This is a genomic window from Gemmiger sp. An194, from assembly GCF_002160145.1.
GTDB lineage: Bacteria > Bacillota > Clostridia > Oscillospirales > Ruminococcaceae > Allofournierella.
Map to the genome: position 1 here is coordinate 164,405 of NZ_NFKA01000005.1, position 10,544 is coordinate 174,948.

A 10,544-nucleotide genomic window follows, 5' to 3' on the forward strand; every position below is an offset into this window, starting at 1 on the left:
TTTCGCTTTAGCTTTAACTATATTCAATATATCATAAATAAAATTAAAGTCAATAGTAAAATTTCACTTTGAATCACAAAAAAGCAGGGAAGCAAACCGCTTCCCTGCCTTTTTTCTGCTTTCAAAGCATTTGCAGTTTTCTTACCCGGTCACCGCAAACCAGACCAGCAATGCGGCTCCGATGAGTCCTGTGCCGGTGCCAACCCAGGCATAGGGCTTTTCGCCGTACTGATCGTACTTATAAAGCAGCTGGACTGCCGCGCCAAAAAACAGCAGCGACAGGCTGCCCTTCCATGCCGGATTCCCCTTCACAAGGCACAGCACGGTAAGCACCTGAGTGGCCGCGATCACAAAATTCAGTGCCGAACTTCTGGAGCGGGTATCGATCTGCTTATCCCGCTCTTTCTTTGCCGGTGTGTCTGCCTTTCTCTGCTTCATGCCAGATTCCCTTCCTGTCCGCTCAAAGCCACGCGAAAACCATTGTATCCTTTATCGTTCGGTATGCCAACATCTTATTCCTATCCTGCTCTGCTGTCAAGAAAGCACCCGGGGCTGCTGCACCGGCCCCCATAAGAAAATTGCAAGAAATTTTGCAGAAAATCGCAGGATTTCCGAAAGGGAAAGCAAACAACCGGCGCGCCTGATTCTGCTATGCTTTTTTCATCCGAACAAGTCTTTCTTTTGGGAGGTTTTGGAATGAAACGAATTGTAGTTTTCTTTGGCGGCTGTTCCAGCGAACACAGTGTATCCCTTCAGTCTGCCCATGCCGTTCTGACTCATATGAACCGGTCCCGTTATTCTCCTGTTCCGGTGGGCATCACCCGGGAGGGGCGGTGGCTGCATTATACCGGCGATCTGGATGCCATTCCCGACGGCCGTTGGCAGGATGGCCCCTGTATTCCCTGCACGTTGTGCCTGGACCGGGAAAGCAGAACCCTTCTTCTGCTGGATGGCAGCGGGGATACGCTTTGTTTTGACGCTGCCTTCCCGGTGCTCCATGGCAAAAACGGCGAGGACGGCACCCTTCAGGGACTGCTGGAGCTGGCCGGAGTGCCTGTGATTGGCTGCGGGGCACTTTCCTCCGCACTTTGTATGGACAAGGACCGTTCCCACAAGCTTGCGGCGTTGGCAGGGGTAAAAGTTCCCCGCAGCGCAATGTTCTCCCGCGGCGTAAAAGCAGACGAGCTGCAGCGGGCCGCGCAATCACTGGGCTATCCCCTTTTTGTGAAGCCGGTTCGCGCCGGGTCATCCTTCGGCGTCAACATGGTTCGTGCGCCGGAGGAGCTGGCCGAAGCGGCAGCGTGCGCGTTTGCCAACGACCGGGAGCTTCTGCTGGAAGAGGCCATTCCCGGTTTTGAAGTGGGCTGCGCCGTGCTGGGCACCGAATCGCTCACCGTTGGCGCGGTGGATGAGATCGAGCTCTCGCAGGGCTTTTTTGATTTTGAAGAGAAATACACCCTGAAAACCTCTGCCATTCACTGTCCTGCCCGGATTTCCGCCGAAAAAGCCGCAGAAATCCAACAGGCGGCCCAAACCATCTACCGGGCTTTGGACTGCAAGGGCTTTGCCCGTGTGGATCTGTTCCTCACACCGGAGGGAGAAATCATCTTCAACGAGGTAAACACCATCCCCGGCTTTACCGCCCACAGCCGGTACCCCAACATGATGCGCGCCGCCGGGCTGGATTTCACCGCGCTGATCAGCCGCATCATTGAAACCGAGGTGACCGCATGAGCCGCCATCCCCAAACCGGTCCGCTGCTGCTGGTGAACGCCAGCCACCCCCTTCCCATCTCCGAAACACCGGACCTGGTTTGTGCGGACCCCCGTTGGCCAGAGGTACAGCTGGAGCGGCAGGCCGCCGGGCAGCTTCGTGCCTGCATCCGGGCAGTAAAGGGAGAAAACGCCATTGTTCCCGTCTCCGGCTGGCGCAGTCTGGACCAGCAGCAGGCCATTTGGGACGACACCATGCGCAAGGAGAGCGAGGCCTTCACCCGCCAGTACGTGGCCCGTCCCGAATGCAGCGAGCACCAGACCGGCCTGGCCATTGATTTGGGGCTTGCCGCGGAAACGATCGATTTCATACGGCCAAACTTTCCCCATTCCGGCGTGTGCGGCGCATTCCGGAAGCTGGCCGCCTGCTATGGCTTCGTTCTGCGATATCCAGCCAGGAAGAAATCCATCACCGGCATCGCTCACGAGCCCTGGCATTTTCGGTATGTGGGCACTCCTCATGCCCGATTTATGACGGATCAGTGTCTGGTTTTGGAGGAGTATGTGGAGCTGCTGCGGCAAAAACATTCCAAACAGCCGCTTTTTGTTCCGGCAGGGGCTCGCACCTATCGAATCCGCTCCTGCAGCGAGCTTGTCCAGGAGGACTGGGACGCCGCATCGGAGGGCCGCTGCCAGATCTCGCCGGACAACTGCGGCGGGTATATCGTCACGGACTGGAGGTGAGGCGTCATGTGGTTTCGGGAATTTTTCACCGCCTGCTCCAAAGGGGACCAGATGGCCGGTTTCTGGCTGCTGTACCGCCTGCAAAACCATGCCGGGCACAAGCTGACCCGGGATTTCTGGACCTTTTTGCTCAACCGCTCCGCCCGTCGCCATGGCGGCTATGTGGGCCCCGGCGCAGCAATCGCAGGCGAGCCGGTACTGCCCCATGGCCTCCATGGCGTTTACATCTCCCGGTTTGCCGTGATCGGTACGGGGTGCCGCATCTACCAGAACGTAACCATCGGGGAGGTGAACGGCCGGGCCCCCGTCATCGGGGACGGCTGCCTGATCGGCGCAGGGGCTGTGCTGGTTGGGAACATTCGTATTGGAAATCACGTAAAAATCGGAGTGGGAGCGGTGATCCGGCAGGATCTTCCCGATGGCTGTACCGCAGTGACACAGCCGCCCCGCATTCTGGAACGAGGAACTACAGATGACGAGAACGACAAGCCGGGCCTGGCGGGAAACAAATCTGAGTGCTCTGGCCCATAACGCCCACACAATTCAATCCGCTCTGGCACCCGGCTGCCGTCTGATGGCGGTGGTAAAAGCCGATGCCTACGGGCACGGCGCTCTTCTGGTGGCCCGGCGGCTGGAGGCGATGGGCATAAAGGACTTTGCAGTGGCCTGTCTGTAGGAAGGGATCACCCTGCGGCGCTCCGGCATTCAGGGAACGATTCTGATTTTGGGTTATACCCCGCCGGAACTGGCCTCCCAGCTGCACCGGTGGAAGCTCACCCAGACGGTGGCAGATGCAGCCCACGGGCAGGCGCTGGCCGCCTGCCGGCTGCCGCTCTCCGTCCATCTGGCACTGGATACCGGCATGCACCGTCTGGGCATTCCAGCGGAGGACCACAATGCCCTGTGCCGCCTTTACGAGCTGCCCGGCCTGCACGTGGAAGGGGTGTTTTCCCACCTGTGTGTCGGACAGTCTTTCCCCGGAGAATACCACCTTCACCCGTCTTCAACTGGACCGATTCTACGAAGCGATTCAATGGCTCAAGGAGCACCACCTTGCACCCGGCAAAACCCACATCCAGGCCAGCTACGGCATCTGGAATCTACCGCCTCAGCCCTGTTCCCTGGCCCGGGCAGGAATCGCTCTCTACGGGGTTTGCAGTGACGATTCCCCCACAGCGCGAACGCTGGACCTAAAGCCTGTGCTTTCGCTGCGCGCCCGGGTCACCTGTGTGCGCACTCTGGCTCCCGGCGAGGGCGCCGGATACGGACTGGCATTCCGGGCAGACCAACCACGCCAACTTGCGGTGGTGGCAATCGGCTACGCGGATGGCCTGCCCCGCAGCCTGCCGCAGCAGGGCGGAGAGGTATTGCTGCATGGAATGCGCTGCCCCATGGTGGGGCGTATGTGCATGGACCAGCTGCTGGTGGATGTGACCGGCCTGCCCGGTGTAACGCCCGGCGATGCCGCAACGCCGATTGGCACAGACGGACAGCAGCAAATCTGTGCGGAAGATATAGCCAGGCAGTGCGGCACGATCACCAACGAGATTCTTTCCCGGCTGGGCGCCCGCTTGCCCATCATTACAACAGAGTAAACACGCCCTTCCGCAAAAAAGCCAAGCTCCAGCTGGAGCTTGGCTTTTTGCTGTTTGGTGTTGGATTTCGGTTTATCAGGAGTTCTGGCCCAGAACGATGGCCTGCACCGCTTCCACCAGATCCATGGCTTCGGAGCGGCTTACCAGCGATACGGTCTCGCCATCCACCTCCACCAGGCACAGCTCACCGTCGTAACGGGTGATGCGTAACTTTTGCGGTGCTGCTGACTGGAAATCCTGTCAATGCTCTGGGAAATGGCATACAGGGCGGCAATGGTGTGTCTATCGTCATAAATTCAAAATTCATTCGGTGTGTTCCTCCTTTTTCTTGGCTCGTTTGGATAAATAACGGGGGCAGTCAACCACAACCGCCCGGAAGCTCTGCTTGCACCCATGCTGGCATTTCCGGCATAATTCGTTGTAAGTGACACGCCCCCGGTCATTGAGGTAAAAGGAAAGCTCATGTTTCCTCTTTTTGCTCATTCTCGGCATATTGTGTTTCCTCCCGTTTTCGTGTATGGTTTCGGGGCGATTTTCGGCAAAAATACAGCCATAGAGCCGCTTAAAATCTCCCGAAGTATCAGCCCGATAGGGCAGACTATCCCCCTATCAGATTGTCGTGTTTCGGTATCATTTCGGTGTCAGTTCGCCAGTTCTCCCTGGTGTCGTTCCTCCCCTGAATCTCACAGCGGCGTATCGCTCCCTTTGGTACGCTCGTTTTGGTCAGGATTCCTCCACATCCCTGCCAAAAGTCATGGCACTACATCGCCGGGGAAGCATATCCCACACAGGCTGGTCATTCGATTGGAATAATCCATCGATGAACTACCTGTATCATAGAACATTTTTGTACCCTGTGCCGTATGTCCACAAAGTAGGAATTAAGGGTAAAAATCAGAAATTTCCACGATTGCGGAAAGTGTGATATAATCCAGTTAAGCGGCAGCAATGAAACCGTTGGAAAGGAGCGTGTGCCCATGAAAGGAGCGACAAGCATACAGGAACGCCTTTAGGAACTCCGCAAGGACAAAGGCTTAAATCTGGAAGAATTATCAGAGTTGACGGGTATTTCCAAATCAGCTCTTGGAAGTTATGAAAAAGAGGATTATAAGGAAATCAATCATGGCAACCTTATCACGCTGGCAGACTTCTATGGAGTTTCCGTTGATTATCTGCTGTGACGGACAGAGAACAAGGAGCAGATCAACACGCCATTGACGGAACTGCATTTGAATGATGAGATGGTCGCACTTCTGAAAAGCGGTCGGATTAACAACCGTCTGCTCTGTGAGCTTGCCACACATAAAGATTTTATCAAGTTTCTTGCAGATATTGAGATTTATGTAGACGGGATTGCCACCATGCAGATTCAAAACCTCAATGCACTTGTCGATACTGTCCGGCATGAAATCATTGAACGGTATCGCCCCGGCGAAGATGACCCACATTTGAAGGTGCTGCAAGCTGCCCATATCAGCGATGATGAGTATTTCAGCCACATGGTTCTGGATGACCTCAACCGGATTATCCGGGATATTCGGGAAGCCCACAAAAAGGACAGTGAGAGTGCGCCCCAGACCACTGTTGCCGATGAACTGAAAGAAAATCTGGAAGCGGTCGAAAATTTCAAGGGCAGCCGGGATGAAAAGCTCGTTGTCCTTTACTGCAAGCAGCTCGGCATCAACTATAAAAATCTGTCAGACGAAGAATTTCGCTGGCTGATTCGGATTCTCAAAAAATCAAAGAAAATGGGAACGCCTATCAGCCAGAGGAAAAAAGGTAAGGGAAAACCGCTGTTGCATGGTTTGTTGGCTCCCATGTAGCAGCGGTTTGTGCTGTGGTTATTCAGTTGAAAATCAGAACGGCAAACTGGAATTGTCTAAAATAGTAAAGCCGTACCGCTTACGATTTTTTCTTTTACTGCTGAAACAGTATCTTTGATTGAGTGCGCAGTTGTATCTATAACATTTAATTCATAGATTCCTAAATTGGAAAATTGTTTCCACATTGTTTCAACTAATTCAACATTTGTTTCTCTATCTAACTTTGAGCGTTCGATAGCTCGCTTCATAGTTTCTTCTTTACTTGCCCTTAAAACGATATAGTGTACTTCATAATGCTCTTGAACAATGTTGAGCCACGGCTCTAAAAACCACGGTCCTACAATGCCATCCACAATTACATCATATCCACCACGAACATATCGCTTCGCAGCTTCTAAAAATGCTTCAATGACAACCAAATTTTGCTCATTTGATTCTGGCAAATGTGGTGGTATTGCCCCTTTACTCAAATAATGGTAAAAGTCATCTGTGTGCATATGCACAGACTTTTCTAAATCTGATTCTTTTGCAACAGCAGATGCCGTTGTAGTTTTCCCTGTTCCCGGCGAACCTGTGATTACAATAATTCTACCTTGATTCATCTATGTTTTACCTTCCCAACTTCTAATTTTTTACATCATATCCCAAAAGCCTTGTCGTACTCAATAACTCCATTTAATTTGTTTTGACTTCCGTTAAGATTAAGTGCCATAAAACTTTCATCGTCAACTTCAAATGGCGCTTTTATTCCACACTCACTTGCCGGAATATATCCTGCCTTTGGATAGTATTTGGAATGTCCCAAAACAACTGAATATTCATATCCCAATTTATGTGCTATACTGTGTCCTTCTTTCATCAAAGATAATCCGATTCCCCTGTTCTGATAATCGGGTAATACAGAAAGAGGGGCAAGCGCAAGAACCTCACCCCCTTGAACAACTGCTTTTGTAAAAAGAATATGTCCTACAATTTTTTTCATCCTCGACAGCAACAAGAGAAAGTTCCGGAATAAACGATTTGCTTTTTCTTAACGCAGCAACTAAGTTCTGTTCATTTCCATCTGTATATTCAGCATTTTCAAATGCTTCTTTTACAACATGATATACCGTATCATAATCTTCTGGTCTTTCTTGTCTTATAATCAAAATAGATATCTCCATAGTTTTAAGTTTTTTTACAATTACAGGAAATAGCAAATCTACTATCTACCTCTCAATTTTTATGGCTCTGACAATGATAATATCCGGGATTTCTTTATTAAAATAGCATTCTTCGTAAAATCCGTCTATGACAAAACCAGCATCAAAACACAGATTAAAAATATCCTGTAAAGAACGATGATAATAACATTGTTTTTGTGGCTGTCCTTCAATCGCAATATCGTAATAGCTGTGCGGCGTCATATATTTTTCTGTAAGCGTTACAAAACAGGGGTGCTGTGTCGCAAATACAAATACTCCGTTATCCTCAAGCAATTTATAAACAGAGGTAAAAAGCGGCTTAATATCTGTAATATCCATGACCGCCATGTTTGAGACTGCTTTTGTAAATGGCTTATTTCTTTTTAATGCCATCAGACTTGTTTCATTCGTAGCGTCTGCTACACAAAACTCAATGTGATCAGCATACCGTTTTTGACGCTTTTTTGCCAGTTCCACCATTTTTTCACTATAATCAAAAGCCAAAACAGAGACAGCTTTTTCTGCAAGATATGCAGAATAATTTCCATTCCCACAGGCAATATCTAAAATATAATCTGTTGGATCAGGATTTAGAAGCTCTGTTACTTTTGGACGGACAACTTCTCTGTGAAAATCATTTGATTCATCCCCCATTGAACAATCCCAAAATTCAGCGTTCTGATTCCAGATTGCTTTACTTTCTTCTTTTGAATACTGTATAATATCCTCTTTCTGCAAAATTACTTTTTCTCCTTCGCCGCATGGCTCCTGAAATGCGTGATAATGATGTTCCAATATTTCATCTGTTATCACAAACGGCGAATTGGCATCTAAGACCTGATTTCTTTTATATAGTCTTTTTTGCAAAAGCTCCTTACTGGCTTTCATATGGACAAGTTCCGTTTCAGCGCCTGATTTTTGGATCAGCTCTTTATAAAAATTCCGATTTTCCTTACTCCAGAAACTAAAATCAATCACAACGTCTTTTCCCTGCTGAATCAGGGACAGCAGCTTTTTTTGAAGCGCAGCCTCCACCTGCTCTGACAATTTTTCATATTGTTCTTCCGGATAATCAATTCCCTTTCTCCCATAAAGTTTCCACATTTCTTCATCAATGGAAAGTCTGATATATCCTTCCTGTTCTTTTTTCTTGGCGTAAGTAGTCTTTCCAGAACCACATACGCCGCACATCATAATAACTTTGCTCATAAAACTCCTTTTCTTTTTCCGAAACGGCATCTATCAATTTGCACTACACAACAGAAAGTTCTTCAATCGCTTTATCTAAAAAAATCATACCGTCCAGATGTTCCAGCTCATGGCAGAAGCATTTTGCCATTTCATCTTCTCCGTCAACTATAATTTCCTCTCCATATTCATTGAGTGCCTGAATCGTGACCTTTTGTGGACGAATTGTTTTTACAAAACGGTTCGGGAAACTAAGGCATCCCTCAACACATTCCTGCACACCGCTTTGGCTTATCATTTTCGGATTTACAAGTTTTAATCGTGTATCGTTAAAATCAATGACAACCAACCGTTTCAAAACGCCAACCTGATTTGCTGCCAGTGCAGCTCCATTTTCTGTTTCATGTAATGTATCAAGCATATCATCTAAGAGCTGCCTGATTTTATCATCAACTTTTAGGACAGCTTTACATTTTTTCTTAATATAGGGTCGCTGTCATAACGAAGAAATCTTGTTGCCACTTTTTACCTCCTGTCTGCTGCTGTCAGCTCTTGATTTTCTCAAACTTACATCAAATAAAAATACCTCCTCAATGGCACACTCAAATACTTTAGAAATATCATATGCAAGCCAGATAGATGGTTCAAATTTTTCTGTTTCTATGGCATTTATCGCCTGCCTTGAAGCTCCAACCAGTTCTCCTAATTGCTCTTGCGTCAGCCCTCGCTGTTCTCGCAATTCTTTTATTCTGTTTTTCATAGTTCCTCCAAAAGTAAGGTTAACATTACAATAATTATATATGTTTTTCTTGTAATGTCAACCTTACACCCATTTTCTGTTACACAAATATTTATAAAAACAGGAAACGATACCATGTTTCAGATATCGTTTCCCTATATCATACCCTTATGAATAGATCATCTCATGCAGAACAATTTCTTCTGCCCGGTTACGGATGTTATTGCAACGCTGCACCCATTCCATTTGAGAAGTACGCTTTAATTCCTCTGTCACGCCCTCGGTAGCTTTCATTTGCTCCATGATAGTGTCTAACCGTTCCTGTGCCTGTTCGTTCAGGTCTGCAAGATATGTCCACAATTCTCCGGTCAGTATCAGTATGTTCAATCTGGATGGGTGGACTTCTCTTAAATATTCCCGGTGCATCCGTCCGTACTTTCCAATAGGGCGGTGTTCTTCCGGCAGTTTCAGGTTCGGGATGTAGTAATCTCCGACAAGGATATAATCAATTCCGTTTTCTGTTATTCTTGGTTTCAATTCGCTCATGTTCCTTACCTCCTGTGGAAGCAGACTCGTCTGCTACTAACTCAATCACATCGGTAATCTCACAATTCAGCGTTTCGCAGATACGGGCTAATGTGTCCATGCTGATGTGCTTTCCCTCTTTGCTCATGTTGGCAATCATATTCGTTGTCATCCCGGCGGCAAGCCTTAAATCCTCTTTCCTCATATCACGCTCTAACAGCGTGTGCCAGAGTGGTTTATAGCTGATGTGCATATTGTTTTCCTGCCTTTCTATCCATACCACCGGGGCAGTTGCCCCGGCAGGAACTTTTCTCTTATAACATCAATCTTGTGAAATCACAATTTATTCTTGTAGCTTACCGCTGATACCGTCTGGATTGTGCTTTTCCTTTCTTTTTGTTCCCTTTAATTAGCCATGAACTGGGCAATGGCCTGGGACTGGCGCTGGTGCACCGCATTGTGGAGCTGAGCGGTGGTTCCATTACCGCCGAAAGCACCCTGGGCAGGGGCAGTACCTTTCGGCTGGGCTGCCCGTTCATCCCGCAGGTTGAGCTGGCTCCCCCCTCCGTTTTGACCCGGAACGGGGGGGAAAAATATTTTTTCAAAAATTTGAAAAAAGGGGTTGCATTTTGTAGAATGCGTGATATAATAAAACACGTCGCTGAGGTGAACGGCCGAAGCGAGAGAGAATATGCGGATGTGGCGGAATTGGCAGACGCGCTAGATTCAGGTTCTAGTGGTAGCGATACCGTGGGGGTTCAAGTCCCTTCATCCGCACCAGCAAAAAACCCCGTAAAGTTCAGGCTTTGCGGGGTTTTTGCTATATATTCCTATTATGGAATTCCCCCGATGTGAAGGTTTTTTTCTACCGCTTTTCTACCATCTTCTACCCTGATTCCTCATATTGCACGGGAAGTCGGGAAGTAAACAATCTTTTCTACCGGCGCTTCTACCGGCGTTTGAGGCGGTGGATCATTCAGACTGTTTAATAATCCCCCCATGCTGCCAGCCATTTCTTTCTTGGTTTGATTGCT

The 10,544-nt window shown here is 48.7% G+C and carries 11 protein-coding genes, 1 tRNA gene and 5 pseudogenes; 8 read left to right on the forward strand and 9 right to left on the reverse strand.

All coding sequences use genetic code 11. The features are described from left to right. Positions 1 to 141 precede the first annotated feature (141 nt). Positions 142 to 438, reverse strand: coding sequence for a hypothetical protein (locus B5F28_RS04985; RefSeq protein WP_087293976.1), 297 nt, complete (start codon positions 436 to 438; stop codon positions 142 to 144). A 258-nt stretch (positions 439 to 696) separates the two neighbouring features. Between B5F28_RS04985 and vanG the strand changes: the two genes are divergently transcribed. From vanG to B5F28_RS15395, 5 genes and pseudogenes are all read left to right on the forward strand, one after another. Further along, positions 697 to 1,734 carry a D-alanine--D-serine ligase VanG gene (vanG, locus tag B5F28_RS04990; RefSeq protein ID WP_087293979.1) on the forward strand — a complete coding sequence of 346 codons (1,038 nt, stop codon included), beginning with the start codon at positions 697 to 699 and terminating at the stop codon, positions 1,732 to 1,734. Then, positions 1,731 to 2,456 (forward strand): D-alanyl-D-alanine carboxypeptidase family protein, encoded by a 726-nt coding sequence (locus tag B5F28_RS04995; protein ID WP_087293981.1) that lies wholly within the window; start codon positions 1,731 to 1,733, stop codon positions 2,454 to 2,456. Before vanG ends, B5F28_RS04995 begins: the two co-directional genes overlap by 4 nt. A 6-nt stretch (positions 2,457 to 2,462) precedes the next feature. Continuing rightward, the gene (locus tag B5F28_RS05000; RefSeq protein ID WP_087293983.1) at positions 2,463 to 2,987 is read left to right on the forward strand and encodes a serine O-acetyltransferase; all 525 of its coding nucleotides are present in this window, start codon (positions 2,463 to 2,465) and stop codon (positions 2,985 to 2,987) included. Beyond that, a pseudogene (locus B5F28_RS15010) lies at positions 2,929 to 3,550 on the forward strand (alanine racemase); the annotation flags it as partial. The gene B5F28_RS05000 and the pseudogene B5F28_RS15010, both read left to right, overlap by 59 nt. A 105-nt stretch (positions 3,551 to 3,655) precedes the next feature. Continuing rightward, on the forward strand, positions 3,656 to 4,051 hold the full coding sequence (locus B5F28_RS15395) for an alanine racemase C-terminal domain-containing protein (protein WP_481808387.1): 396 nt from the start codon (positions 3,656 to 3,658) through the stop codon (positions 4,049 to 4,051). A 303-nt stretch (positions 4,052 to 4,354) separates the two neighbouring features. On the opposite strand, the gene B5F28_RS05025 is transcribed toward B5F28_RS15395, so the two are convergent. Continuing rightward, on the reverse strand, positions 4,355 to 4,543 hold the full coding sequence (locus B5F28_RS05025) for a hypothetical protein (RefSeq protein WP_025544156.1): 189 nt from the start codon (positions 4,541 to 4,543) through the stop codon (positions 4,355 to 4,357). A 548-nt stretch (positions 4,544 to 5,091) separates the two neighbouring features. Here B5F28_RS05025 and B5F28_RS05035 point away from each other — a divergent pair. After that, positions 5,092 to 5,874: pseudogene (locus B5F28_RS05035) on the forward strand (helix-turn-helix domain-containing protein). Positions 5,875 to 5,930: 56 nt separating this feature from the next. Here B5F28_RS05035 and B5F28_RS05040 read toward each other — a convergent pair. From B5F28_RS05040 to B5F28_RS05070, 7 genes and pseudogenes are all read right to left on the reverse strand, one after another. Next, complete coding sequence (locus tag B5F28_RS05040) at positions 5,931 to 6,476, reverse strand: P-loop nucleotide/nucleoside kinase family protein (protein WP_033126564.1); 546 nt, start codon at positions 6,474 to 6,476, stop codon at positions 5,931 to 5,933. 35 nt (positions 6,477 to 6,511) lie between these two features. Beyond that, positions 6,512 to 7,037 (reverse strand): annotated as a pseudogene (locus tag B5F28_RS05045) (GNAT family N-acetyltransferase). A gap of 45 nt (positions 7,038 to 7,082) precedes the next feature. Then, positions 7,083 to 8,267, reverse strand: coding sequence for an AAA family ATPase (locus B5F28_RS15270; protein WP_206423050.1), 1,185 nt, complete (start codon positions 8,265 to 8,267; stop codon positions 7,083 to 7,085). A 43-nt stretch (positions 8,268 to 8,310) separates the two neighbouring features. Further along, positions 8,311 to 8,768: pseudogene (gene def / locus B5F28_RS05055) on the reverse strand (peptide deformylase). Next, positions 8,743 to 9,006, reverse strand: a complete 264-nt coding sequence (locus tag B5F28_RS05060; RefSeq protein WP_008981865.1) for a helix-turn-helix transcriptional regulator — start codon at positions 9,004 to 9,006, stop codon at positions 8,743 to 8,745. The pseudogene def and the gene B5F28_RS05060 overlap by 26 nt, the downstream one beginning before the upstream one ends. A 147-nt stretch (positions 9,007 to 9,153) precedes the next feature. Continuing rightward, positions 9,154 to 9,531: a TnpV protein gene (locus tag B5F28_RS05065; RefSeq protein ID WP_087293992.1), complete on the reverse strand. Its 378-nt coding sequence runs from the start codon at positions 9,529 to 9,531 to the stop codon at positions 9,154 to 9,156. Next, entirely contained in the window at positions 9,491 to 9,793 is a 303-nt protein-coding gene (locus B5F28_RS05070) for a helix-turn-helix domain-containing protein (protein WP_481808386.1), read from the reverse strand. Before B5F28_RS05070 ends, B5F28_RS05065 begins: the two co-directional genes overlap by 41 nt. Before the next feature lie 113 nt (positions 9,794 to 9,906). Between B5F28_RS05070 and B5F28_RS15400 the strand changes: the two are divergent. Together B5F28_RS15400 and B5F28_RS05080 are read left to right on the forward strand one after the other, a co-directional pair. Beyond that, positions 9,907 to 10,032 (forward strand): annotated as a pseudogene (locus B5F28_RS15400) (ATP-binding protein); the annotation flags it as partial. A 171-nt stretch (positions 10,033 to 10,203) separates the two neighbouring features. Further along, positions 10,204 to 10,290 (forward strand) — tRNA-Leu (locus B5F28_RS05080). The last annotated feature ends 254 nt before the right edge of the window (positions 10,291 to 10,544 follow it).

Bases quoted from the DNA above. Each gene is read 5' to 3' on its own strand.
- B5F28_RS04985 (WP_087293976.1), bottom strand. From the start codon at position 438: ATGAAGCAGAGAAAGGCAGACACACCGGCAAAGAAAGAGCGGGATAAG.
- vanG (WP_087293979.1), top strand. From the start codon at position 697: ATGAAACGAATTGTAGTTTTCTTTGGCGGCTGTTCCAGCGAACACAGT.
- B5F28_RS04995 (WP_087293981.1), top strand. From the start codon at position 1,731: ATGAGCCGCCATCCCCAAACCGGTCCGCTGCTGCTGGTGAACGCCAGC.
- B5F28_RS05000 (WP_087293983.1), top strand. From the start codon at position 2,463: ATGTGGTTTCGGGAATTTTTCACCGCCTGCTCCAAAGGGGACCAGATG.
- B5F28_RS05025 (WP_025544156.1), bottom strand. From the start codon at position 4,543: ATGCCGAGAATGAGCAAAAAGAGGAAACATGAGCTTTCCTTTTACCTC.
- B5F28_RS05040 (WP_033126564.1), bottom strand. From the start codon at position 6,476: ATGAATCAAGGTAGAATTATTGTAATCACAGGTTCGCCGGGAACAGGG.
- B5F28_RS15270 (WP_206423050.1), bottom strand. From the start codon at position 8,267: ATGAGCAAAGTTATTATGATGTGCGGCGTATGTGGTTCTGGAAAGACT.
- B5F28_RS05060 (WP_008981865.1), bottom strand. From the start codon at position 9,006: ATGAAAAACAGAATAAAAGAATTGCGAGAACAGCGAGGGCTGACGCAA.
- B5F28_RS05065 (WP_087293992.1), bottom strand. From the start codon at position 9,531: ATGAGCGAATTGAAACCAAGAATAACAGAAAACGGAATTGATTATATC.